The following is a 24,360-nucleotide window of genomic DNA, read 5'->3' as shown; positions in this document are numbered from 1 at the left end:
CATTTATTTTTTTCTCAATTTCTTCATAATACTTTCATTCAAATCTTCACGATACTTAGAAACATACGTTTTAGCGTTTGCCACTAGTTCGTCAGCAAAAGATGCCACATCTTCCCCAGTAATATCTAACACTTGTCTGCCTTCCGCTGCACCAGCTTCAAACAAATCGATTAATTCGTACTGAATGTGCAGCATATCCATCCCGTTTCCGGTCGAAAAATTCCACATGTAGTTTTGAATTTTCTTAAACACAAACTGATAGTCCTCTGGCAGTGCTGCAACACGTGCCATCATCATTCTATACTCTTTTTTATCACCAATTAATTTTTTGAATATTTCCAACATCTTATTTTCCTCCTTTTTTTATAAAGCAGAACCAGAAACTCTCCAAATATGAGCCGAAACATTTTATATTATGAGGCTAGTTTGACTTCAAGACGTTAATTTTTGACGATACAAAATCCCATTTTTTCCAAAACAATTCAAGTTCCTGACGTCCAGCTTCATTTAATGAATAAAACTTACGAGGCGGTCCCATATCTGATGGTTTCTTTTCAATATTCACAAGCTTTTTCTTCTCTAATCGTACGAGGATAGTATAGACTGTTCCTTCCACGACTTCTGTAAACCCAAGATCATTCAGGTGGCGAGTAATCTCATAACCATACGTTTCACGGCGACTAATGATTTCCAGCACACACCCTTCCAGTGAACCTTTCAACATTTCAGTTAAATTTTCCATGTTCTGATCCTCCTTTACCCCCTATTCTGTCTGACTTATATTCAGTATTACAGAGTACTAAGGCGAATTTTTACTGAATAGCTTTTGAGTAAAACCACACTATTCAGTATTACTTATTACAACTACATTGTATGACTAAGTAGCGGTACATGTCAACTGATTTTCAAATTTCTTCTAAAATCCGCTATTACCTATTACTTAGTGAAAATTTTTTTAAGAAACAACACTACTCAGTATCACCTATTACAACTACATTGTATGACTGAGTAGTTGTAAATGTCAACTCGATTTTTATATTTTTCTAAAATCAACTACTACCCACCCCGCTAAGAAAAGAAAATACCCCAAAACAATAATTCTATATTATTGTTTTGGGGCGCTATAAGCTAGCTCTTCTTCTGAATAAGACCAATCATCCTCTTGTTACGATAACATCATATCCATATCTTCTGCTGCATTTGTAATTAATTTCAAACCGAATGTTTCTTGTAATACATCGAGCACGCCAGCTGAAATAAATTCAGGCGCCTTTGGACCGATGCGAATATCTTGAATTCCAAGACTAAATAGCCCAAGCAAAATAGCAACCGCTTTTTGTTCAAACCAAGATAAGACAATGCTTACTGGCAATTCATTCACTTCGCATTGGAAAGCATCAGCTAAAGCAGCCGCTATTTTCACTGTAGAAATGGAATTATTACATTGTCCTAAGTCGATGTAGCGCGGAATCTCGGTACCAGGTACAACGCCGTAATCCACATCATTGAAGCGGAACTTTCCGCAAGAAGTCGTTAAAATCACTGTTTCAGGCGGAAGTGACGTTGCTAATTCACGATAATATTCCCCGCCTTTTCCTGGTGCATCACAACCTGCGATGACAAAGAAACGCTTAATCTTTCCTTCTTTTACTGCCTCAATAATTTCTGGAGCTAATGATAAGACTGTATTATGATGAAACCCTGTTACTAACTGTTCATCCGACTCCATATGTACTTCTGGAAGTTCTAGCGCTTTTTGAATCAATGGTGCAAAATTATCATTTTCAATTTTTTGTACGCCCTCTAGGCCGGCAATATCATATGAATAAAATCGATCAGAGTATGATCCTTTAATTGGCATAACACAGTTCGTTGTCGCTAATATGGCACCTGTAAATTTTTCAAAAAGGCGTCTTTGATCATACCATGCCTTACCGATGTTTCCTTTTAAATGTTTATATTTTTTCAGCTGCGGATACCCGTGTGCTGGTAACATTTCCGAATGCGTATAAATATTAATTTCTTTTCCTTCTGTTTGTTTTAATAATTCTTCTAACGCAAATAAATTATGGCCTGTAACTACAATAGCTTTACCCTCTACACGGTTTTGTGTAATTTGAACAGGCTCTGGCACACCAAAGTGATTCGTATGTGCCTCATCTAACAACTCCATTACTCGTAAAGCTGATTTCCCAACTTTCATAGCCATATCAATATGTTCTTGTTCATTAAAATTAGAATTTGTTAATGTCATGTACAGTGCTTCTTGCGTCGTAGCATCTACAAAAGCATCCGTATACCCTAGCTGAGCAGCATGCGTACGATAAGCCGCAATTCCTTTTAACCCAAAAACAATCGTATCTTGTAAACTCGCAATCGTTTCATTCTTGCCACAAACACCCATTACTTTACATCCGCCTGTTGGGGTTTGCTCACATTGATAACAAAACATATCATCCCACCCTCTCCCAATCATTCATTACACCCTAAGCATAATATCCATTGAAAAAAAGTGATGTGATATCAATCACAATAATATATAAAGATTTGTGACAGTTCATATTGTTGACATAATATTTTTACTATATCCTGGCATTCATACTTGCACATGATTTATTTGCATCATATATCGGTACACTTTTAAGGAATACAAATATCATATCCACCTAACATTTCACAAATTTTTCCTTACTAATGGTACAATTAAAGTTATGGAGGGACAATATGATGGTATATATGATGTTTTATTACGGAATACTGTTTCTTATACTTGGTATTGCAGTATTTCTGTTTATTATGGCTGGGGCACGAAAAATTAGGAATAAAAATCTTTCATTCGTATTGATCGGTTTAGGGATAAATATACTTGCAAGTCCAGTGGCACTTTTTATAGGGGGGATGGCAACAGATTCTCCATATAGTACTGCACTTGATTTTTGGAAAGGATTTTTCTTTATTCAAGGAATACCTCTTTTCTTACTACTTATAGCTTTCGTTTGGTGGTTTATTTGCCCGCCAAAAGTAACAGTTCAAACGAGTATTGAAAAAGAACTTGAACAAGATAGTAAAAGCACTAAGAAAAAAAGGAAAAGAATCCGTCCAATTACTGCCTTACGTATTGTAATTTCGATTATTTTAGTAGTAGGCTGTTTGTCTTACATTTTGTATTTACAGGACATTACACTAGAAAAAAGTCATTCTCCAAATAATAAAAATACGATTAAAGTAGTGAAAATAGATTCAGACTCTTCTCATGGTTCCTCTCCTGTCAGAATTAAATACGGCTTATGGGAACATTTTGACATAAGTATTGCAAATGAGGGAGAACGCCTCGATTCCTCAAACGTTTTCGTAGATTGGAAAAACGATTATGAAGCAACGATAACACTACGAGGAAAAGAATCCGTACCTGAAGTTGTGGAATTTAACATATCAAATAAATCCAATGGTCCTGTTTTTAAGAAGGTACAAAAAGTGGTCAGTTCCTTTACCTTTCAAAAAAGTGAATCTCCAAATCTCATAAATATTATCGAGCTTAGAGAAACAATAAAATCAAAAGGACCAAGTCCCAGCTCAACTGTAAGAATCTATTATGGGAAAAGAGGTAGCATTTTAGAAAAATATAAAGAGGTCACTCTTAAGGAAATGTATACGACAGACAACTTCAATATCAATTGGAGAAACGATGAACAAGTACAGGTAGAAGTAATAGAGGAAAATGTAGTAACATCTAGCATCGTGATTGATTTATCAAAATGAATTTATTTTTCATATATTATAACTGCGTTCTATCCGGCACACGAGAGATACATAGCATTTATAAATGAATAGATTTACAGACATGATGAACCGTCCTTTTCTTTACAATACATTTACATTATCTTAACATTGTTTACATTATTTATATGATATATTTATATAGAATCTACTTAATAAATTTCATGTACATTGTTATCTTTATAATCTCTGATTTAATTGATAAGAGATTATGTTATATTTTTTATACCAGGGGTGAATGAGGATGACTGAAACTTTAAAAACACTTATTATGCTTGATGCTACTTACGTTGTTATCGCAATTATGACGGTACTGGTATTTGTATACTTGGAATTAAAATCTCAGTAACGTATGCGGACTTCGCATTTAAATATAGTTAGAAGAAAGCGAGGAGAAAATTGTTTCTCCTCGCTTTTTTTATTTCAACAAATCCAATGTATGTAAAAGTAATCCTCTATCCCCTACTTCTCCATGACCAGGCACTACTAAATTTATATTTCCATATTGCTTCAGCACATTTTCAATCGATGTGGACCATTCATTTACATAAGCATCAGCAACATTTCCTAAATCTTTCGAGGACGCAGACTTAACTAAACAGCCTCCAGCTAAAATTTGATATTGTGGCAACCAAACAACAATATTATCTTCTGTATGTCCCTTCCCTGGATAAAATGTTTCTACTTTCATATTTCCAAACTTCAAATTTGTAACGCTTTGTAAGTCTCCAAGTGGTTCTTCATATCCATTTTTCTTTGCTAATTCCGCAGTTAACGCTGTACTATGCGCTTTAATGCCTCTTTCTTTCAATGTTTTCATTCCACCAATTCGATCAGCGTGTGCATGTGTAATAATGACATCTGTTACGCGCTTCTTAAATTTCTTTTCTACCATCTCTATTAATTCCTTCGTTAACTTATCATCCCAAGAAGAATCGACAAGTACTAACCCTTTAGAAGTAATAAGGACTAAACCGTTCGAAGGAACTGCTTCTCCGCTAAAATAACCTAACTCCGTATGAACCCATACATTTTTGTTTAACTGAGAAATCGAAATAGTTCCTGTCTCATTTTTTATTACTTTATGCTCTACCGTTCGTTCTGCTTGTACAGAAGAAATTGTACTAACAAATGGAGTTATTCCTAGTAAACTAACACATACCCCTAATTTTAATAATGTATTTTTCATTTTCTCCACCCTTTCTTTCAAACGAAATAGTTATTACCTATAATAGACAATTCATCTTCAGTGTTTGTTCCATCTTTTCTTACATATTTTTTTCATACCATTAATAAAAAGCGCACAAAATTTTGTACGCTTTTTAACTTCCCTTTTACCATTCACGTTTTTTATTAATCATCATTTTTTCTTCAAATGCCTTCTCCAAATCAATTTCTAACTTGTTTGCTAAATCACATATATTCCAAATGACATCAAACATTTCTAAACCGATTTCTCTTTTTGCATCTTGTATTTTATCGCGCTTTAATATAACTTCCGCTAATTCCCCTAATTCCGCCATTGTATACATTGTACGCTCTTCAATTGTTGTATCTTGAAATCCTTTTTCTTCACTGAAATTTGATACATATCTCTGGAATTCCACAATATTCATACTTAATCCCCCTTCATGATACATACTCCATTTTCTATTACACTTATATTTTGTTAAATTATAACATTCATACTATAATTGATTTATAGCCCTTTAACGGAGGTGTTCTCAATGACTCTCTTCGCTTCCCCATCATTATTCATACTAGCAATCATTTCATTTGCACTAGCTTATTTCATCGGAGTAAAACAATACACTTGGCTCTTATCAGGATTCAATGAACGCCGTGTACCAGAAAAAGATAAGTTATCAAAAATAGTTGGTCTTTATAATTTAACTGCTGGTGTTATTGCCACAATTGGTAGCGTCTTCCTTACTCCTAATGTAAAAATCTTATTTCCTATCATTATAATTGGACACTTTATAATCGCTGCTTATGTAAATACACGCATGGTGCAGTGAAAAAAGATCACCCACACGGATGATCTTTTTATAATTTATCAACATATTGCTTCGCTTCTAGTAAAGAAAAACCAAAAGCTTCTCTTACTCTCTTAACTGCTGTAACTGTTTTTCCTTCTTCCATAAGCTGCCGCAACTCTTTATTAATTTCCGGTTCTCTATCTACAATTCCCATTTCTTTCGTAATTAGCTGTAACCTATCTTCCATTCGCTTTAAACGTGCATCCGTTTTCTTTTCAATTTTATTTAACTTTTCGACGATATAAATAAACCCAAAGATCGCTATCGGTATGATCATCCAAAATTCCATGACTATTCCTCCTCACTAGCTTTCATTTGTTTTATTTCACTAACTTATGTAAATTTTACCACCAAACACATTTAATGTATAATAGTAATATACAACACTGTTGATAAACCTTTTATTTCAGGGGGACACTTTATGAAAAGATTTTTTAAGACGTTACTACAATTTGTAGTTCTTTCAATTGCACTACATTTATTATTTGATATCGTTGGCTGGCTTGTTTTCAAGGCACCAATTCAAAACAAACAAATCATTATTTCATTAATTACAGCCTCATGGCTTATGTACATGTACCGCGATAAATTTTTTAAAACATTCACTTCGAATTAACTAAAAAAACTTCATCGATAAAAGATGAAGTTTTTTCTTTTTCTCTCATTCTCTATATTACATTTTTCGCAACAATTTTTATATGTTCTGGTGCGATAATCTCCGTTATACTTTCTTGGAAATCTTCCTGCAACATTTCTTCAATATGTTCTAGCTGCACTTCAACATGTGTGCATTCTAAATTATGTATATTTAAAAGTGCATAATGATCTTTTTTCTTTATTACTAAATATTGATTTTCTTCTGTTACAAGTACAGAACCTAATCGTACTCCTAGTAGGCGTTGATCATCAAACTTCACAGCCATCCCCCTTACTTTATATGTAATAAAATAACATTTTATGTAATCTACTCTTTATAAACTATATCATAATTTATTAAAATATAAATATCATATTTCTTTTTACTAAAAACCCCCTATTCTTTTATATATTTCGATACAAAAAACTTTCTCAACACGAAATTAGAATTTTCAGTTTTTATTCTTATGAAAATCAATTATAATAAAGTCAATAAATGTTTGACCTCTCCTAATTCATGTACATATGGATGATCAGTAGTCGCTGCTACTGATCTATTTTTTTGATTTCAGAAAGTAAATACGCCGCATCCTTTCCTACACCACAAATAAGTGCAGAACCTCTTTGAGACTGCCATGGCAAGCCGATATAATATAATCCTCTTACTGGACTTATTCCTTTTACATGATTAGGCAATCCATTCTCATCCACTGCCTTTTCTATTTCAATCCAGTTATAGTTCTGAATAAAGCCTGTTGACCATATAATGCTTTCTGCACTATATGTTTCACCGTTCTGAAACATAATGTTATTTTCTGATGCACTTACTACTTTTTCTTGTAGTTGTATTGATCCATTACGAATGAGTTCCTTACCTTCAAATCCAAAAATGGGATCCTTTCTCTTTTGAAACCATTTCCCCCTCTTTGTATTTACTTCGGCGTACAATAAACCCAATTTTTCTAACCAACTGAAAATACTTTTTCTAAAAAGATGTAACGGTAAATACGTTAAAGGATGACTAATAGACAGTGTAACTTCATGAGTTTTTGCCAGTTCTACTGCAATTTGCATTCCTGAATTCCCGCCACCTACTACGAGTACTTTCTCCTTAGGAATTTGTGATGGTGATTTATATTGTGATGAATGTATTTGAAAAACATGTGATGATAGATTTGCTGAAACTGAGGGAATAAACGGTTGCTGAAAACCACCTGTTGCGATAATAACTTTTTTCGTTTGTAAAATTTCTGTAGGGGTATGTAATTCGAATATATCTCTTTCTTTCTTTATTTTAAAAACTTTAGTTTGTAATTGGATCGGTAATTGAAAATGTCTTGCATATTCTTCTAAATACGTTGCAATTTCATCTTTATATGGAAATTCATTTTTTTCATCTATTAACGCCATACCTGGTAAACTACTGTAAGGCCGCGGAGTAAAAAGCTGTAAAGAATCATATCGATTTCTCCATGAATCACCAACTCGGTTTCCTGCCTCAAGTAATAAAAAATTATACCCTTCTTGTTTCAAGTAATATCCCATTGTTAATCCAGCTTGACCCGCTCCAATAATAATTAGGTCTTTCATTCTAATCCCTCCTCTTCTCAAATATATGAATACTTGTTCATATATTCATACGTTTCCATAATCATAACATTTTATTTTTATATAATTCAATATGTACTCAAAATAAAAAAGAGCAGTTTACCATAAAGTAAGCTCCCCTTCATTCTATCTTCCCAGTCTTTATCGCCTGTGCCCAATCATGCCTTTCATGTTGAGTAGCTAACCGAGCAGCTTCTTCCCAATTATACGGAACTGAAATTTGTTCAATTATCCATTCTCCCAAAACCTCTTCTATCACTACATATTTTGCATGCGGAGTTCCTGATTCCATTTTATGCATAACAGGTAACTCATCTTTGTATGCTGGAAGTCCTACACTCCCCGGATTTATAACGATTTTTTCGTTTGCTAAATACACAACTCTAGGAATGTGCGTATGACCGCATACTATTATTTTTTGCTCAATATTTTGAAGTTGATCCATTATATTTTTTTCATTCTTTAATATCGCACCATTTTCATTCATCTCTTCTAACAAATACACTTCATCTGAAATTGGCGTACCATGACAACATAACATATCTTCTATAATAAATTGTGACGGATGTTGTTGTAACCAATCTATATGATTTTTTGTTAATTGATTTTGGACAAAAGTTAGTGTAGCCGACTGCTCTTGTATAGGTTCCCAAAGCATGCGATCACAGTTTCCCTTAATATGTACCATCTCGTTCTTCATTAATATTTCAATGGTTCCTAAAGGATCTAATGGCCCATACACGCTATCCCCTAAATTTATTATCATTTCGGCCTTACGACGTGCAATATCTTTTAATACTGCTTGTAAAGCGTGACTATTTCCGTGAACATCTGAAATGATTGCTATTTTCATCTAAATCCCCACTTTACTATATTATTTATAAACATCTGCCGCCAATTCTCTCAAAACTTCCACGTTTACTACTTCAAAACAACCATCATTCTTCTTTATTATCTCTTTATCACAAAAAACATTTAATGTGCGCAACAAATGCCGATAGCTCGTTCCTAACAATTCCGCTGTTTCCGTTAAATTCCCACTAAATACGATTCTATTTCCGTGCTGTACTGCCCGTTCTCCTGCTGCTAACATGTAACTCGCAAGTCTATTTTCAAGAGGATATAGTAAATTAATTGTACTATTTTTTGAAAGCCGATTTAACTTATGCGCTAACGATCCGCAAATACATCGTAAAAATTTCGCATCATGAAATAGTTGATTTCTCACTTTCCCTAAAGGCAAACCAACACAATATGAATCTGCCATCACTTGTACGTTTGAAGTTGTCTTTTGAGAATGAATTAACTCTACATCTCCTAACAGCTGCAAGCTATCATAAAAGCATAATAATACAGATTTCCCGTTACTTAATGTATTAAACGCTTTCGCTTTTCCTTCAACGAAGAAAAATAAATAATCTATCTCTTCATTTTCTCTACAAATAAACTCATTCTTCTTAAAAAATATAAGTTCCATATATGGTTTCATATCATTACTAAAAAATGAGTCAATATTATTTTGTTTCATATACTCTGCTAATTTAATAGAATTACATATTTTCTTCATAGTTCCCCCGCCTTTACAACTACTCCCCATTGTAATCAAAATTTTCTCCTTCCACTATGACATATGTCATAGTAATACACAATTTCAGCATGATACAGTCATTACAAATATGAAATACAAAGGGGATATTACATTGTATAACTTTCTTTCTGTCTTTATTGGTGTGCTCATCGCCGTTATGCTTCCATTGAATGGGATTTTATCTGAGTTAATTGGCAAGTATACAGCAAGTGTTGTCATTCACTTTGTCGGTTTAATTGCAGTTATTTTCGTTTTAATCATAAACAAACATAAAATCCATTTTGATAAAAGTATTTCACTTTTTTTATATAGCGCTGGAGCGATTGGAGTATTCACTGTTCTTTTTAACAATATAAGCTTCTCCGTCCTTGGTGCCTCTATTACGATCGCATTAAGTTTACTCGGTCAATCCATTGCTTCCATCGTTATTGATCATTTCGGTTTATTAGGAATGAAAGTTGCAAAGTTTGAAAAGAAAAAACTAATTGGATTATGTTTCATCTCTTCTGGAATTATAATCATGACAATTTATTAATGGGGGCAAGAAAATGTTATATGTTACGATCGCTATTTTAGCTGGTGTTTCTATCGTCGTTGCTAGAATTATTAACGCAAATTTAGCAGCGAAAATTGGAAATTGGGAAGGCACGTTTTTTAATTATATTACTGGCTTATTTTTCTCTATGTTATTTTTAATTTTCAGTTCAGATTCAATGTATATTCCAATGCATACGTTACAATCCATACCTATCGCTGTATATTTAGGCGGATTAGTAGGCGTTATCGTTATTTCATTATCGAACTATATCACTCCTAAAATATCAGCATTTTATTTAACGTTACTCATCTTTATCGGACAGTTATTTGCAGGGACTATCATTGATTTCTTCCTGACAAATGAACTCTCAACTGGAAAGATTATCGGCGGTGTTTTCGTATTAATTGGGCTTACTTACAATTTACTCGTTGATCGCCCTCTTAAAACTGTTAAGAATAGCCACGTTCAACTATAATACTTTACGCTTACCTATCATATATTAATAGAAAAGCTCTTTATACGAAGTAATAGAGAGGAGAATATTCTATTAAGAAAATTATTTTACTGCTTTGTAGCACATTGATTATTTGTGGGATCATATGGTTTATAAACTCTGGAAAATCTATTCAAGATCTCTATACAGCAAATAAGCCCAAGAAAAAAGCTACTATTATTTCCACTCAAAGGGATCCAAATGAGCCCCCTGTCTTTTTAGGAAAACAGGAAATAAAAGATATACATGTCGAATCCATTAAAACAAAAAAGGATCTCTTCCTCACAAAAACAGATGAATTAAAAACGTTTATTAATAGTATGGATACCGCAAAAAAAGGAAAATTAATATTAGATGAAGAAGGATCAGATTTAATAGATTGTGATATGTGGATTACTTTCGAAGATGGAACTTATAAAAAATATTTCATTTGGGTAGTTGATCATCACAATAACGAAGTGATGATTGCTCAGCAAGATACTCCTGATGATGTAAACCTAACGTACTATCAACTAAATGAAGATAGTTCCAAAAAAGTTTATAACTTATTAAAAAAAATTATTTAAACGAAAAAGTCATGAGCACGTGAGCTCATGACTTTTTGCACTATACATATTCAGGAAACACTTTACAACCCTTTTCCTGTTCTATATCATGTCCAAAGAAAATAATTGGTTTCTCTTTTGTCACAACTTCTTTTAAACGTTTAATTGAAGATAAAGCTAATTCCGAATCAAATCCCGCAAACGGCACTTCATCTTCAAAATTCTCTTTCGTATAAGATGCATCAATCGTTAATAGTACAGGACCGTTTTTTTCCGTCTCAATTAATAATGACTGATGTCCTGGAGAATGTCCTGGTGTATACAATAACCGAACACCAGGTACCACTTCATAATCACCTTCAATAATTTTGCAGTTTAAATTTGGCAGATATGCTATTGTTTTTCCACTGTAATATTTCCGTTATGTGTATTTAATTTAATTACATTTTCTCCTTTTCCAATAACGGTATTTCCATTATATTTATCAAGGATATTCGCTCTACCATTATCAACAGCAACATTAAATTGAACATTAGTTGGTTCTTTTTCAGTTTCAATATTAATTTTTCCATTGTGAGTCGTAAAATTGAGATTTCGATCCAGTTCATTCGTTTTCAGAGTAAGACTTCCATTTTTAGTTTGCCCCTCTATTTCACCTTCAACATGGTCTAGCATTATTCGTCCGTTGTTCGATTTCACATGAATATTTTGTGCCAATACATCTTTGAAATCCATAATTCCATTGTTTGTTTCCGCGATAATTTTTGGCGAATTGATTTCTCTTAATTCAACACGTCCATTGCTTGTATTGATATTAAAATTTGTTGCGTTTAGTTTTTTAGCAGAAACATAGCCATTATTATTGGAAACTTTTAATAATTCATATTGTTTTTCAGGTAGATACACATTTAATGTTAATGGCGCCAACACTTCAGAAATATTAAAGTTGAACCAACTCTGTTGTTTTTCTTTATAAGAAATAAGAAGCGTTGAATCTTTCTCATCCGTAGCTAATGTTCTTTTTACGTTTGGATTAACCTCACCATCTAATTTTACTTTCACGTTACTACCTGTTGTAGGGTTGATGTTAACACGAACATTATTCGTATCGATAATGACGCTTGACACATTATTATTAATGACCTTTTCTTCTGAAATTGGTACCCCAGCAATTGAACGATAAGTGAATAAACTTCCGATAATACCAATAATGAAAATAATACCTGCAATGATTGAGAAACTCTTCTTATTTATCATGCTTCAAACCACCTTTTACTAGTGCTATATTGAACTTTAAATAACGAACAAATCCTTTCGTTGCTAACTTCGTTAAAAATAACATAGCAATAACAATGAAATATCCAAGTCCACAAAGTGCTAAAGAAACGAAAAGATTAAATAACAAGAATGTATTTGGATGTATAATCGTATCAACTAAAACAAGTAATGGTGCACCTAAAAATGAGATACCTAGAACCCAACCTGAAAAAATCAATGCCGCTAATGTAATTGCAGGTGCAAGTACGATTAACAAATTGAAAAAACCTAATCCAATTACTGCCCAAATTGCACGAAAAACATTTCCTGTTGTTGCACTTGTTGTTACTTTCTCAATATGATAATCTGCTAATAACTCTTTGGCGATTTGAGCTGGAGAACCTAATGAAGCTACAATTTCTTCTTCCCTTTTCCCTTCCTCTAATCCGAAAGTAAAATGTTCTTCATAATCTTTTAAAATATCTGCACGCTCTTTTTCAGATAATCTTTTTAGAGATGCATTTAATTGTTGTAAAAATTCATTTTTCGTCATTACTTACACCTTCTTTTATTAATTGATTGACACCTTGTGAGAACTCATTCCATTCCCTCAAAAGTTGGTACAAATACGTTCTACCTTTATCCGTCAGCGTATAATACTTCCTTGAAGGACCTTCTGAAGACTCCTGTAAATACGTTGTAAAATATTCTTCTTTAGTTAATCTACGCAGTAGAGGATAAACAGACCCTTCTGATATTTCAATTCGATTGGAAATACTTCGAACTAATTCATACCCATAACGGTCTTGCTTATCAAGTAAGACAAGAACACAAAGTTCTAAAACTCCTTTTTTAAATTGTACATTCAATATTCATTCACCCTATTCTAATTGATGTCCACTACTATTTATTATTCAGTACTGTTTTATAATAAGTAACCACAAGTATAATATAACACTTGGTATTGTTCATTGCAAGGTACACTGGAAAAATAAGTATAACTTTCATCCAACGCCTATAAAATCAAAACGATGGCGGATCCTCTCCAGTTACACGGTACTACATGATGCTGAAACAGGCCTTTTACAAAATAGAAGGGACTTAACTTTTTTACATAATGACACTCCACCTACTATAATAAAAATAAAAGAGTAAATGACTCTTACTTTAATGGAGGGAATACAAATGAAAGCAATTGGTTTACATGAATACTTACCTATTGAAGAAGAAAACAGTTTAATTGATATGGAAGTTGAAAAACCTGTTGCTACAGGAAGAGATATACTCGTTAAAATTAACGCTATTTCCGTTAATCCAGTTGATACAAAAGTTCGCTCTCCGAAAGATAAAAAAGAAGAAGTAGCGAAAATACTTGGCTGGGATGCGAGTGGTGTTGTTGTGCAAACTGGCGAAAGTTGTACGTTATTTAAAGAAGGCGATGAAGTGTTTTACGCTGGAAGCATTACGAGACAAGGTACCTATAGTGAATACCACCTAGTTGATGAAAGAATTGTTGGTAAAAAACCAAGAACGTTAAGTGATGCTGAATCTGCAGCACTTCCGTTAACAGCTATTACAGCTTGGGAAGGTTTATTCGAACGTTTAGGTATTGATTATAATAAGAAAGATACGAACTCCTTTAAAAACATTTTAATTATAGGCGGTGCTGGTGGTGTAGGTTCAATTGCCATTCAACTTGCAAAATGGGCCGGACTAAATGTTATCACAACTGCATCCCGCAATGAAACGATACACTGGGTTGAAAAATTCGGTGCCGATTATATCATTAACCATCACCAACCTTTACAAGAACAAATATTAGAGTTTGGGCTAAAAGATGTAGATTATATTTTCTGTTTAAACAATACAGATCAACATTGGCAAGCAATATGTGACCTCATTAAACCACAAGGAAAAATTTGCTCTATCGTAGAAAATGAGCACCCTCTTGAAATGGGTATTTTAAAAAGTAAAAGTGCTACACTCGTTTGGGAATTTATGTTTACAAAAGCGATGTATGAAACTGGAGACATGATTACGCAACACGAACTATTAAATAAAGTAAGCGAACTACTAGATGAAGGCATTTTAAAGACTACTTTAAATGAAACATTCACACCAATTAACGCTCAAAATGTAAAAAAAGCACATGCCCTGCTTGAAAGCGGAAGTACAATTGGGAAGATCGTTTTAGAAAAGTTTTAATAACAAAAAGTCCGATTTCCAAATAAGAAATCGGACTTTTTACTATCTTTATTTACTTGAAATCTCTTGATCATTTTGAACGTCTAACGGAGTTCGCTTCCCTATTCCGAAAGCATAGAAACTAATTGTAACGATAGCTAAGAAAATAATACCTACAACTAGTGAAATGCGCGTATCATCGTTAAACCACATTCCGATTAATACCATAATTAAAAAGGCAATTGTTAAATAGTTTGTAACAGGAGCAAACGGCATTTTGAACGGATGATCTTTCATCTCTGCTCCCTTTTCTTTTCTAAAATTAATTTGGCTAATTAAAATGACAAACCATGGTACCATACCAGGAAGTACACTCGCACTATATACATATACGAATAAGTTTTTTGGTGCAATATAACTTAGAACTACACCGACCGCTAAACCGATAATTACGCCAACTGTACCGAATAAAGGTACACCATTTCCAGAAAGTTTCGTGAAATATTTCGGTGCTTGTCCATTTACACCTAACGTATATAGCATACGACCAGCACTATAAATACCACTATTACAACCAGACATTGCTGCTGTAATAACAACGAAGTTAATAAGTCCCGCAGCTGCCGTAATACCAACTTTCGCAAAAGTTGCTACGAACGGACTTCCAATTGTACTTAATTGATCCCACGGATACACAGTTACAATAACGAAAATCGCACCGATGTAGAAAATTAAAATACGCCAAATTGTACTTTGAATCGCTCTTGTAAGTGTCTTCTTCGGATCCTTCGCTTCACCAGCAGTAATACCAATTAATTCCACACCTTGATACGCTCCAACTACAAGTGATAATGCAAAGAAGAATCCAGAAAAACCACCTGTAAAGAAACCGCCATTTGACCAAAGATTCGATATGCCAATCGCTTCTCCACCGTTACCAATTCCAAAGAAAATAAGTCCAAATCCCGCAATAATCATTAATAGAATCGTAACGATTTTAATCATCGCAAACCAAAATTCAAATTCACCAAATGACTTAACAGAAATTAAGTTAGCTGCGCCAAGAATAACCATTGCGATTACACCTGGTATCCAAGCTGGTAAATCCGGGAACCAATATTGCATATACGCCCCCACCGCGATAATCTCTGACATCCCAACGATAACCCACTGGAACCAGTTACTCCACGCTGTCATGTAACCAGCTAACGGGTGAATATACTTATGACCGAACGTTGCAAATGATCCTGTACTTGGCTCCATATACAACATTTCTCCCATGGCACGCATGATGAAGAAGATAAAAATACCTGCAATTGCATACGCAAGCATAACTGACGGACCTGTCCATTTAATCGTGCTGGCTGAACCCATAAACAAACCAACACCAATTGTTCCGCCTAAAGCAATCATTTGAATATGACGTGCTTCTAAACCTCTTTTCAATTCTTTGTTTGCCACTTCACTTCCCCCTCTTAGATGATTCATAGCCGCATTTTAAAACAAGATGCTTTCCCCTAATTCTTTTCGGCCCTGAAAATGATGAAGCAAACGTCATTTTACACTAGCTTTAAAGCTATCCTAAAATCGTTTTGTGCTCCTAATAAAATTCTCAAAACCTTTCATCTTCCAATATTCTATAAATCTTAAAATTACTTACCTTATATTAATTTATTAATCTGAAAAATTCAATTATTTTTTCAATAAATTAATATGCATGATTACGTTTAAATTTTAACTGAATTAACAATAAAATACATCTATTCAATATGATTCCGGTATGTATATTATTACAATATAAATAACCGAGGAGAGCATTTTTTCCTCGGTTTCACATCTCATGTACTTCAATCATTATAGTTAATAACGTAATTTCCCACGCGTCCAATTCATATACCAACCAGAAATTTAATATATTAATAAACTACTAACTTTTTTAATCTAATTTTGAGGCAGGAATCTTACTGCCTCAAAACAGCGGGATAAAATATAAAAGAGTCTCATTTTTAATGAGACCCTTTTACCATTACATATTTAAATCGTTTTTGAAGTTTGTTTACCTAAAATAAACACTTTAGTAAACACTGTCATGATAACGACTATAGCTAGAAAATAAAGTGGCATCACTAGTAACGAGCCCGTATGCAGCTGACTCATTCCCCAAATTGTCATCGTTACAATTACATAGTACCCTAAGCTAAACAATGCACCTGCTGTACCAATAACATCTTGAAAATCTACTAATGCTAAACTTAAACAGTTAGGTAGCGCTACTCCGATTCCTAATAGCAATATAAACATCGCTACTAAAAATACAACCATATATATTGCATTCGGATTTGGTCCAACAAACGTAATAACAGATAAAAGGATAGCTCCTCCTGTCATTACGAGACAACCGATATATATAATTTTCTCTGGTTTATAAGTAGCAAGTAAACGTTTCGAAACTTTCGCTCCAACAATAGAAGCAGACGCTACAACAATTCCTAAAAATCCATACATACTAGGCGATAATTGAAAGTATTCAATAAAGATAAACGGTGCTTCTGCATAATAGCTAAATAAAACACCATTTGCTCCTCCAATTAATAGCCCATACGTTACTACTTTCGGATTTGTAATTAACTTCTTTAAAACTGCAAACACATTTATTTTATTCGTTACCGAGTCCGTTTTTGTTTCTGGAAGAGAAACAAATGTATACAGAAAAATACCGATACTCATAACTACTAAACTTAAAAATACTATTTTAAATCCAAACATTTGATCAAGAAAGCCACCAATTAACGGTCCTATCGCTGGTGTAAAAGCAATAACTGCCGAAATTTGAGCAAACATAACGTGGCGCTTATGCCCCTCTACACTTTCACGTAGAATCGTTTGTGTCACAACTGATCCTGCACTTGCTCCAAACGCTTGAATAAAACGACTTACTAATAAAACTTCAATGGAATTTGTAATAAAGCATAAGAAACTCCCAACGCCATATACGACAATTCCAAGTAACATTGCCGGGCGACGGCCAATTATATCTGATAACCATCCAATAAAAAATACACCTAAAGCAAATCCAGCAAAATACATACTAAGTGTTAACTGTACCTCATTATTACTTACATGTAACGCCTTTGAAATGTCCGGTAAAGACGGTGTGTAAATCGTTTCACTAATTTGCGGAAATGCGACAAGAATAATCATTAACAACAGTGATGGTACTGAGACTTTTTTCATTTTTCATACCCTCCTATAACTTTGAAAATCTCAGAAATAAAAAGACTTTCTTTAGCTACGGAACAGGAGGGGCCATGATAGAAATTCGCTCATAAAACAACAAAGAAAACACCTCAATTACGTATGTTAATACTTATAGGAGGGTAATATTAACATTAATTTTTAAATATACTTTTTCAATTATATTACATATTGTGTTTCTTTTTCTAGTACTCGGCCTTGGCAGATTTATTAAAGAGATACCTTGAATCAACAACCTTTTTATGGAATAATTAGAAATAGTTTGAATAATTAGATCTAATTATTAAACGATAGACTAGCATATTTCTAATTTCGCCAAGCTTACAAACAGGAGGACTTTCGTAATGATTGAAATTTTAAGGACACTATTAAACTTCCTAATCTCTCTATTCTCAGGAGAATTACCAATTGTATATTATGTATGGATTATTAGCCTATTCCTAATTCAAATAACCCAATCTACTCTGAACTATAAGCTTTTTAACAAGAAAGATAATTTCAGCACTTATATATCGGAAGGATTACTCGCTTTTATTATTTTATTGTTTGGAGGCATGTTAGTATCTAAGTTACTTGCTTATATCATAGACGATCCTACTATTAGTATGACAAATGTAACACATTATTTTATTTCTCTGATCATATTAACTATATTTGTCGTAATAGCCTGTATTAAAGACTTTATAGAGGCATCTATAAAGAATAAAAATATATTACTTTTTAGCTTGTTAGTAATTTCCTTACTAACAAGTATACTTTCGTTCAAGTTTTTATTACCTTTAATTGAAGGTTCTTTTTCTCTTTCTAAATCTTTTATCACCACTTTAATCATTCTTGTAACTATATCAATCCCTCTATTAATTTCCTTAGAGGATAAGTATGCAGATGAAAAGGAAACGGAAAATTTATAGTTTCTTATTTATTTAAAAGAAAGAGGGAGCTCCCCTCTTTCTTTTAAATCATTCCTTTTAATATCAATCCTAAAACTGACATTATTATCGCACTAATAATAATTCGCAAAATCCAAGTCGTATTTGTACTTATTTTTTCTAATTGCTTATTGATTGTTGCTATGTCTTTCTCATTAATAGTGGTACGCGTTTCTAAATTTCGAATGTCTCTCATCATTTCTTTTTGCTCCGCCTTGAGACTGTCAATTTTAGCGTAAACATCTTCCATATATTCACACCCTCTGTTCATCTTAATAGAAAAATCTATATATATATATTATGAGACAACCCTCTTACCGGTGAATACATTCCGTATATGTGCGCACCAAATTATTTGTACAATCTAATTATGTTTCCATTCTTCTATATTTAAATTAGCGTTAGGATAAATTAAATATAGAAAAGGAATCCCTTGTTTATGTAACAGCAAACAAGGTGCTCTCCAGCATATGAGAGCACCTAAGATAATTTCTATTGTTTTCATCACCATTTTCATGTTTACTAACTCAATATAGTCAGTATGATTTTATGAAGAGTCTACTTTGTTAGCTGCTTAATGTATACTAATAGTAATACGAAATAGTTCCATTGATAAACTCTCTAGAACAATAAATATACTGGCGGAAACAGACCTATACCCAATATTTTTTCCAGTAACATGAATGGTTATTTCTAATAAATGCGTTTGTATACCATTGTTTTCAAAAATTCCATCCTCAACCTTTACAATATCTGCTTCACAATCTACTTCTTTAAAAGTTTTCAGTAATTTTGTTTTTAATAAACTACAGTCAAAGTTTTCATCTTTTATTACAGCAAATTTAACCTTCATATCGATTTCCCCATTTTTAACAAATTAAAATCATTAAATCTATATAAATATATATTATTCTATTAAACAATTCAAAATATATGTTTCTTATAAACCATTACTAAATTCCAGTTCTAAGACTTTATATAAAAAAGAAAACAAATAAAATGAAATTCTAATCATTAAGAGGGGTATCTATCCCCCACTAATTGTTTAGTTGAACTAACCAGACATTTACAAGATTAAAAAATTACTCTTTCAATCGCTAAACTAATTAATATATAATCCCCCTGTTTTCAGTGGCTCAAATTTTTTCATTTTTAATTCATGGATTCTGAGAACTTTTTGCTTTAATATTAATTAGTCGCTTCTTAAGTTCTGTAATATTGGAAATAACTATATAGTGAAACAAATTAACTATTAGGAGTGCTATTGATGTTTGATATACTTCGTCTCTTAATTTTTTTTCTCATTGCTATCTTTTTATTTTTCTCCATAATAATGGAATTTAAAAAACCTCAAAAAAGTGTATTTTGGTTTTCGATTGAAGTCTTATCTCTTCTAGGAATTGTAATGCTTTTTAAAGATTTTTTATCAAAAATATAACTTAACCCACGAATAATCACATGTTTCAAATACGATATCTTTATCTGTTGAACGACCTTATCTCTCGTTAAAAAATCTTGTTTTCACCCTATTTCTTAACAAGGGCTCTAGCCTTAACTTGTCTTTTCTTTATAAAAAATAGCCTGCCTATTTCTGTAGGCGGGCTATATCTTTATTACACCATACAAAAAGTATACTCTCTTCTCCACTTGAACTTTATGTAATAATACAGATTCCAAATAATGATAAAAGCAACAAACTTTCTTATAACATCCTCATTCTAGTAAGAAAGTAGCTAAAGCTGTCCTATCTTTAGAAAGGGATGATGCTAATATTGTTAATAGCACAAAAAAGCACCGTCACAAGTGACGGCGCTTTTTCTATGTAAGAGCTACTAGAAGGTTCCCTTCTAGTCTACTCCCATTTATAAGTCCAAAATTGTTCCAGTTGCAGCCATTTTAATGTTGCTGCATCTTTGTTTTTGATTTTTACATGCGTTTCTTCAAGCATCGCTTCTGTTTGCGAACGGTGCGCACCTAGTGCAGCTAATTTATGCTCGAATACTTCACTAATATTATTTACAACATCCGGCTCACCTAGTACAGCTTCGCGATTTTTCGTAATCGCAACCGCATGAATAACTGGACGTTCTTCTTTTGACATACGTGATACGGTGCGAACGACAGCGCGGCCAAATGCATCATGATCTGGATGTACGCCGTGCTCTGGATAAAATGTAATAATTCGAGATGGATTTACTTCTTGAATAATCGCTTCAATTTTGTCTGCAACGAAATCAATATCTTCAAATTCTAACGTTTTATCATGGAAACCAAGCATTCTTAAATCTTTGATTCCCATCGCTTCACATGCATCTTTTAATTCTTTTTCACGGATATTCGGAATCGTTTCACGGTTAGCAAATACGTTCTTACCCATGTTACGTCCCATTTGTCCTAGCGTACCGCACGCATACGTTACAGGTACTCCTTGATCTGTTAATAAGCGAATTGTTCCTCCCGCCGCAAATGCTTCATCATCTGGATGCGGAAATACAACAAGTACATGTCTCTCCATAAGTTTCCCTCCTTCTTACTTAAATGGCGTTAAGCTTAACTCAAGTGCAACTGCTAAGCGGCCTTGATTATCGTGCCCTGCTAGTAATAAACGCTCTTTATCGTCTACTTCCCAGTGCGTAATACCTTCTGCATATACCCAGCCATGATCCATCTTTAGACCAACTCGGTATGGGTTTGTTCCAGTTATTTTCCCGCGCTCAAAGCGAATAATTGCATTTCGAATGAATGCTCCAACTGTCATCATCTTTTCATTAAAGTGTGACGCGTACGCTCCATTCGTCGTTTCTAAATGAATATATACATCTTTATTTACAAAACGTTCAATTTCATTTTGAATAAGAGAACTATCTTTTACTATTTCCATCGGAATTCACCTCTTTAAACCATTTTACGCAAAAATAATGTAAATTGCTATCTCTATATTAGAGGACAACTCTCACTTTTCCTAATAATTTGCACTGTGTTTCTTTATTTTTTTATATCATATGTAAAAAACACATTTTTTCCTTCACTTTGTTAAATAGTTTTCTTTCTTTTTTGAATTTGCTACAATATAAATTATGCAGAAGGATGCATGTTTACAATTGAATACATACTTTAAAGAAGGTGACATGATTGGAACAATCAGCACATGAAGTAGCAAATTGGCAATATTATTTTGCAATTGCCGTATTTTTAGTCACGTACGGATTTATTATTTCTGAGAAATTGAATCGTGCTGTAATTGCACTATTCGGTGCTGCTATTATGATTATTTTTGGAATTGTAGATTTGCATACCGCTTTCACATCACATATTCAATGGGAAACAATCACCCTTTTAATTGGGATGATGATTCTCGTACATATTACGAGTCAATCAGGCGTCTTTGAATTTGTGGCCATTAAAGCAGCGAAGGCAGCTGGCGGAAAACCAATCCGTATTTTATTACTGCTATCCCTATTAACCGCTGTCGGATCAGCATTTTTGGACAACGTAACGACCGTTTTATTAATCGTTCCTGTTACATTATCCATTACACGTATTTTAAAAGTTAATCCTATTCCTTATTTACTTTCAGAAGTACTATTTTCAAATATAGGTGGAACAGCAACATTAATCGGTGATCCACCTAATATTATGATTGGATCAGCAAACAAGCATTTAGACTTTAACGCCTTTTTACTTAACTTAGCTCCAATCGTAATTATTATTTCTATTGTGACACTTGGCATTATTTACTTCATGTACCGTAACAAACTAAAAACAACACCTGAACAAATCGAAAAACTAATGGCATTAAATGAAAAAGATTATATTAAAGATCAAAGCCTCCTTTTAAAATCCATTTCGATTTTAGGACTAACTATTTTAGGATTTGTACTTCATTCGATTATTCATGTAGATGCTGCAGTTATCGCGATGACAGGCGCTACACTTCTTATGTTAATCGGTGTGAAAGAACATGATATTGAAGATGTATTTACCCACGTTGAATGGGTAACTATTTTCTTCTTCGCCGGACTATTCGTTCTCGTTGGTGGTTTAATTGATATCGGACTTATTTCTTCACTCGCAAAAGAAGTAATCGGCGTCACAAATGGCGATATCGGTTTCGCTGCGATACTTATTTTATGGGTATCAGGTATCGCATCTGCGACAATTGACAATATCCCATTTGTCGCAACGATGATACCACTTATTCAAGACTTAGCTACAGGACTCGGACTATCTGTTGATTCTCCGCAAATCGAAGTACTATGGTGGACATTATCACTTGGAGCTTGCTTAGGAGGAAACGGAACGTTAATCGGAGCATCAGCAAACGTAGTCGTTGCTGGTATTGCTAAACGTGAAGGACATGCTTTCTCTTATATGGACTTCTTAAAAATTGGTTTGCCGTTAACAATCATTGCATTACTATTATCACATGCTTATATATATTTACGTTATTTAATGTAAAAGTTGGATTGCATGAAATTATATCGACGATTTTTAAAATATATCAACGATTTTCTAAGTATATCGACGATTCGACAGAGAATATCGACTTACCGACAAATAACGACAACGAAAAAAGGTATGCAGCGCTAAACTGCATACCTTTTTTCGTTCACCAAAATATACCGATAATTGCTAAACCACCTAAAATCATACCACCAATTTGTCCAACGATTGCTGGCGATAATTGGACACCTTTCCTCACTTCAACAACCGGTCTTTCGTGCCTTAGTTGCTGCACTTCGCTTTGCAATTGATGTACACTTCCGTGCAATTCTTTAATTAACTCCTTTAATTCAGCGACCTCTTCATTTACTGGTTTTGCTTTTTCTAAATTCATTTTGCATGACTCCTTATAAATTCAATCCGTACACTGTAAATTTTCGCCAATTCTCATTATATCTCCTGCATACTACATATATAATTTCGAATATACTTTCTAACCTTGTAGCTCTATCCATTCATCCCGCAATATCCCCATAATCATGCGATCAAAACACTTCCCATCTCTTTGCACTGCTTCTCTCATACAGCCTTCCATTTGAAAACCCATCTTTTTATACAACTCAATAGCAGCTTTGTTATAAGAAATAACATCCAGACCGACACGGTGTAAATTCAATTCATAAAAAGCATACTTTAAAATAAGATGGATTGCTTCTCTTCCATATCCCTTACCTCTATCATTTGCAGCTCCTATACCAATTGCTAATAACCCTGTTCTGTTATTCCACTCTATGCCATGAATTGCAACAAAACCAATTAAACGATCATCTTGAACTGTCCTCAACATCAAAGATACACTATTCGATCTCCGTCCCTTTAATAGCCCATCACTTGCTATTTCTTGTAACGATTGCGGAAACGCTACATCTGTATCGACATTTCTTAAATACTCACTATCTTCTTGCCACATTGCCATTACTGCAGTATCAGCTTCTCTAATAGCTGATAATTTAATCGTTTTATTTTGAAAAAGATTCATCATCATTTCAAACTCCCCCTTTATTAAAT

The 24,360-nt window shown here is 33.5% G+C and carries 30 protein-coding genes and 1 pseudogene; 9 read left to right on the top strand and 22 right to left on the bottom strand.

Annotated features, from left to right (window positions below):
• Nucleotides 1–3: 3 nt before the first annotated feature.
• The 3 genes from QCI47_RS10635 to hcp form a co-directional block, all read right to left on the bottom strand.
• Entirely contained in the window at nucleotides 4–345 is a 342-nt protein-coding gene (locus QCI47_RS10635) for a DUF1048 domain-containing protein (RefSeq protein WP_000889650.1), read from the bottom strand.
• Between the two features lie 76 nt (nucleotides 346–421).
• Nucleotides 422–742 carry a PadR family transcriptional regulator gene (locus QCI47_RS10630; RefSeq protein ID WP_000429483.1) on the bottom strand — a complete coding sequence of 107 codons (321 nt, stop codon included), beginning with the start codon at nucleotides 740–742 and terminating at the stop codon, nucleotides 422–424.
• 423 nt (nucleotides 743–1,165) lie between these two features.
• Nucleotides 1,166–2,452, bottom strand: a complete 1,287-nt coding sequence (gene hcp, locus QCI47_RS10625) for a hydroxylamine reductase (RefSeq protein WP_002170193.1) — start codon at nucleotides 2,450–2,452, stop codon at nucleotides 1,166–1,168.
• 275 nt (nucleotides 2,453–2,727) lie between these two features.
• On the opposite strand from hcp, the gene QCI47_RS10620 reads away from it, so the two are divergent.
• Nucleotides 2,728–3,759 (top strand): hypothetical protein, encoded by a 1,032-nt coding sequence (locus QCI47_RS10620; protein ID WP_061536207.1) that lies wholly within the window; start codon nucleotides 2,728–2,730, stop codon nucleotides 3,757–3,759.
• A gap of 436 nt (nucleotides 3,760–4,195) precedes the next feature.
• On the opposite strand, the gene bla2 is transcribed toward QCI47_RS10620, so the two are convergent.
• Entirely contained in the window at nucleotides 4,196–4,966 is a 771-nt protein-coding gene (gene bla2 / locus QCI47_RS10615; protein ID WP_250670120.1) for a BcII family subclass B1 metallo-beta-lactamase, read from the bottom strand.
• Between the two features lie 145 nt (nucleotides 4,967–5,111).
• Nucleotides 5,112–5,393: a MazG nucleotide pyrophosphohydrolase domain-containing protein gene (locus QCI47_RS10610; protein WP_001028126.1), complete on the bottom strand. Its 282-nt coding sequence runs from the start codon at nucleotides 5,391–5,393 to the stop codon at nucleotides 5,112–5,114.
• Nucleotides 5,394–5,504: 111 nt separating this feature from the next.
• Here QCI47_RS10610 and QCI47_RS10605 point away from each other — a divergent pair, with 111 nt between their 5' ends.
• The gene (locus QCI47_RS10605; RefSeq protein WP_000171761.1) at nucleotides 5,505–5,795 is read left to right on the top strand and encodes a DUF3784 domain-containing protein; all 291 of its coding nucleotides are present in this window, start codon (nucleotides 5,505–5,507) and stop codon (nucleotides 5,793–5,795) included.
• Between the two features lie 28 nt (nucleotides 5,796–5,823).
• On the opposite strand, the gene QCI47_RS10600 is transcribed toward QCI47_RS10605, so the two are convergent.
• Nucleotides 5,824–6,105, bottom strand: a complete 282-nt coding sequence (locus tag QCI47_RS10600; protein WP_000397700.1) for a hypothetical protein — start codon at nucleotides 6,103–6,105, stop codon at nucleotides 5,824–5,826.
• A gap of 132 nt (nucleotides 6,106–6,237) precedes the next feature.
• On the opposite strand from QCI47_RS10600, the gene QCI47_RS10595 reads away from it, so the two are divergent.
• Nucleotides 6,238–6,432 (top strand): hypothetical protein, encoded by a 195-nt coding sequence (locus QCI47_RS10595; RefSeq protein WP_000819249.1) that lies wholly within the window; start codon nucleotides 6,238–6,240, stop codon nucleotides 6,430–6,432.
• A 52-nt stretch (nucleotides 6,433–6,484) separates the two neighbouring features.
• On the opposite strand, the gene QCI47_RS10590 is transcribed toward QCI47_RS10595, so the two are convergent.
• The 4 genes from QCI47_RS10590 to yeiL form a co-directional block, all read right to left on the bottom strand.
• Entirely contained in the window at nucleotides 6,485–6,733 is a 249-nt protein-coding gene (locus QCI47_RS10590; protein WP_000666946.1) for a hypothetical protein, read from the bottom strand.
• Nucleotides 6,734–6,998: 265 nt separating this feature from the next.
• Nucleotides 6,999–8,042, bottom strand: a complete 1,044-nt coding sequence (locus QCI47_RS10585; protein ID WP_071741737.1) for a flavin-containing monooxygenase — start codon at nucleotides 8,040–8,042, stop codon at nucleotides 6,999–7,001.
• A gap of 139 nt (nucleotides 8,043–8,181) precedes the next feature.
• Nucleotides 8,182–8,913 carry a metallophosphoesterase family protein gene (locus tag QCI47_RS10580; protein WP_000684261.1) on the bottom strand — a complete coding sequence of 244 codons (732 nt, stop codon included), beginning with the start codon at nucleotides 8,911–8,913 and terminating at the stop codon, nucleotides 8,182–8,184.
• Between the two features lie 21 nt (nucleotides 8,914–8,934).
• Complete coding sequence (gene yeiL / locus QCI47_RS10575) at nucleotides 8,935–9,627, bottom strand: transcriptional regulator YeiL (RefSeq protein ID WP_033702248.1); 693 nt, start codon at nucleotides 9,625–9,627, stop codon at nucleotides 8,935–8,937.
• 109 nt (nucleotides 9,628–9,736) lie between these two features.
• On the opposite strand from yeiL, the gene QCI47_RS10570 reads away from it, so the two are divergent.
• The 3 genes from QCI47_RS10570 to QCI47_RS10560 all read left to right on the top strand — a co-directional run bounded on the left by QCI47_RS10570 (nucleotide 9,737) and on the right by QCI47_RS10560 (nucleotide 11,245).
• The gene (locus tag QCI47_RS10570) at nucleotides 9,737–10,183 is read left to right on the top strand and encodes a DMT family transporter (RefSeq protein WP_061130361.1); all 447 of its coding nucleotides are present in this window, start codon (nucleotides 9,737–9,739) and stop codon (nucleotides 10,181–10,183) included.
• 13 nt (nucleotides 10,184–10,196) lie between these two features.
• Nucleotides 10,197–10,661, top strand: a complete 465-nt coding sequence (locus tag QCI47_RS10565) for a DMT family transporter (protein WP_073541280.1) — start codon at nucleotides 10,197–10,199, stop codon at nucleotides 10,659–10,661.
• 89 nt (nucleotides 10,662–10,750) lie between these two features.
• A complete protein-coding gene (locus QCI47_RS10560; protein WP_071741739.1) occupies nucleotides 10,751–11,245 on the top strand; it encodes a hypothetical protein in 495 nt (164 codons plus the stop codon).
• A gap of 40 nt (nucleotides 11,246–11,285) precedes the next feature.
• On the opposite strand, the pseudogene QCI47_RS10555 reads toward QCI47_RS10560, so the two are convergent.
• The 4 genes and pseudogenes from QCI47_RS10555 to QCI47_RS10540 form a co-directional block, all read right to left on the bottom strand.
• Nucleotides 11,286–11,612: pseudogene (locus tag QCI47_RS10555) on the bottom strand (MBL fold metallo-hydrolase); the annotation flags it as partial.
• Nucleotides 11,613–11,617: 5 nt separating this feature from the next.
• Complete coding sequence (locus QCI47_RS10550) at nucleotides 11,618–12,481, bottom strand: DUF4097 family beta strand repeat-containing protein (RefSeq protein ID WP_000608745.1); 864 nt, start codon at nucleotides 12,479–12,481, stop codon at nucleotides 11,618–11,620.
• Nucleotides 12,471–13,034 carry an HAAS signaling domain-containing protein gene (locus tag QCI47_RS10545; protein WP_000164531.1) on the bottom strand — a complete coding sequence of 188 codons (564 nt, stop codon included), beginning with the start codon at nucleotides 13,032–13,034 and terminating at the stop codon, nucleotides 12,471–12,473. Before QCI47_RS10545 ends, QCI47_RS10550 begins: the two co-directional genes overlap by 11 nt.
• Entirely contained in the window at nucleotides 13,021–13,350 is a 330-nt protein-coding gene (locus QCI47_RS10540; RefSeq protein WP_001102641.1) for a PadR family transcriptional regulator, read from the bottom strand. Before QCI47_RS10540 ends, QCI47_RS10545 begins: the two co-directional genes overlap by 14 nt.
• Nucleotides 13,351–13,666: 316 nt before the next feature.
• Here QCI47_RS10540 and QCI47_RS10535 point away from each other — a divergent pair, with 316 nt between their 5' ends.
• Nucleotides 13,667–14,686 (top strand): zinc-binding alcohol dehydrogenase family protein, encoded by a 1,020-nt coding sequence (locus QCI47_RS10535; protein WP_000643770.1) that lies wholly within the window; start codon nucleotides 13,667–13,669, stop codon nucleotides 14,684–14,686.
• 48 nt (nucleotides 14,687–14,734) lie between these two features.
• Here the strand turns inward: QCI47_RS10535 and QCI47_RS10530 are convergent, their stop codons facing one another.
• Together QCI47_RS10530 and QCI47_RS10525 are read right to left on the bottom strand one after the other, a co-directional pair.
• Nucleotides 14,735–16,126, bottom strand: coding sequence for an amino acid permease (locus QCI47_RS10530; RefSeq protein WP_001284419.1), 1,392 nt, complete (start codon nucleotides 16,124–16,126; stop codon nucleotides 14,735–14,737).
• 573 nt (nucleotides 16,127–16,699) lie between these two features.
• Nucleotides 16,700–17,899 carry a multidrug effflux MFS transporter gene (locus QCI47_RS10525; protein WP_061130365.1) on the bottom strand — a complete coding sequence of 400 codons (1,200 nt, stop codon included), beginning with the start codon at nucleotides 17,897–17,899 and terminating at the stop codon, nucleotides 16,700–16,702.
• Between the two features lie 365 nt (nucleotides 17,900–18,264).
• Here QCI47_RS10525 and QCI47_RS10520 point away from each other — a divergent pair, with 365 nt between their 5' ends.
• Complete coding sequence (locus tag QCI47_RS10520; RefSeq protein WP_061130366.1) at nucleotides 18,265–18,831, top strand: DUF5823 family protein; 567 nt, start codon at nucleotides 18,265–18,267, stop codon at nucleotides 18,829–18,831.
• Nucleotides 18,832–18,874: 43 nt separating this feature from the next.
• Here the strand turns inward: QCI47_RS10520 and QCI47_RS10515 are convergent, their stop codons facing one another.
• The 4 genes from QCI47_RS10515 to QCI47_RS10500 all read right to left on the bottom strand — a co-directional run bounded on the left by QCI47_RS10515 (nucleotide 18,875) and on the right by QCI47_RS10500 (nucleotide 21,730).
• A complete protein-coding gene (locus tag QCI47_RS10515; protein ID WP_000390469.1) occupies nucleotides 18,875–19,099 on the bottom strand; it encodes a hemolysin XhlA family protein in 225 nt (74 codons plus the stop codon).
• A gap of 324 nt (nucleotides 19,100–19,423) precedes the next feature.
• A complete protein-coding gene (locus QCI47_RS10510) occupies nucleotides 19,424–19,702 on the bottom strand; it encodes a hypothetical protein (RefSeq protein ID WP_061130367.1) in 279 nt (92 codons plus the stop codon).
• A gap of 999 nt (nucleotides 19,703–20,701) precedes the next feature.
• On the bottom strand, nucleotides 20,702–21,364 hold the full coding sequence (bshB2, locus tag QCI47_RS10505) for a bacillithiol biosynthesis deacetylase BshB2 (protein ID WP_076875319.1): 663 nt from the start codon (nucleotides 21,362–21,364) through the stop codon (nucleotides 20,702–20,704).
• Between the two features lie 15 nt (nucleotides 21,365–21,379).
• On the bottom strand, nucleotides 21,380–21,730 hold the full coding sequence (locus QCI47_RS10500; RefSeq protein WP_000407039.1) for a YojF family protein: 351 nt from the start codon (nucleotides 21,728–21,730) through the stop codon (nucleotides 21,380–21,382).
• Between the two features lie 251 nt (nucleotides 21,731–21,981).
• Here QCI47_RS10500 and QCI47_RS10495 point away from each other — a divergent pair, with 251 nt between their 5' ends.
• The gene (locus tag QCI47_RS10495) at nucleotides 21,982–23,307 is read left to right on the top strand and encodes an ArsB/NhaD family transporter (protein WP_309422866.1); all 1,326 of its coding nucleotides are present in this window, start codon (nucleotides 21,982–21,984) and stop codon (nucleotides 23,305–23,307) included.
• 151 nt (nucleotides 23,308–23,458) lie between these two features.
• Here the strand turns inward: QCI47_RS10495 and QCI47_RS10490 are convergent, their stop codons facing one another.
• Both QCI47_RS10490 and QCI47_RS10485 read right to left on the bottom strand, forming a co-directional pair.
• Nucleotides 23,459–23,686 carry a coiled-coil domain-containing protein gene (locus QCI47_RS10490; RefSeq protein WP_001047302.1) on the bottom strand — a complete coding sequence of 76 codons (228 nt, stop codon included), beginning with the start codon at nucleotides 23,684–23,686 and terminating at the stop codon, nucleotides 23,459–23,461.
• Between the two features lie 99 nt (nucleotides 23,687–23,785).
• Nucleotides 23,786–24,337 carry a GNAT family N-acetyltransferase gene (locus QCI47_RS10485; protein WP_061130371.1) on the bottom strand — a complete coding sequence of 184 codons (552 nt, stop codon included), beginning with the start codon at nucleotides 24,335–24,337 and terminating at the stop codon, nucleotides 23,786–23,788.
• Between the last annotated feature and the right edge of the window lie 23 nt (nucleotides 24,338–24,360).

The sequence above is a fragment of the Bacillus cereus group sp. RP29 genome, assembly GCF_040459765.1.
GTDB classification, from domain to species: domain Bacteria; phylum Bacillota; class Bacilli; order Bacillales; family Bacillaceae_G; genus Bacillus_A; species Bacillus_A paranthracis.
Note: the sequence above shows the minus strand (reverse complement) of the source record. Positions and strands in the feature narration are given on the sequence as shown.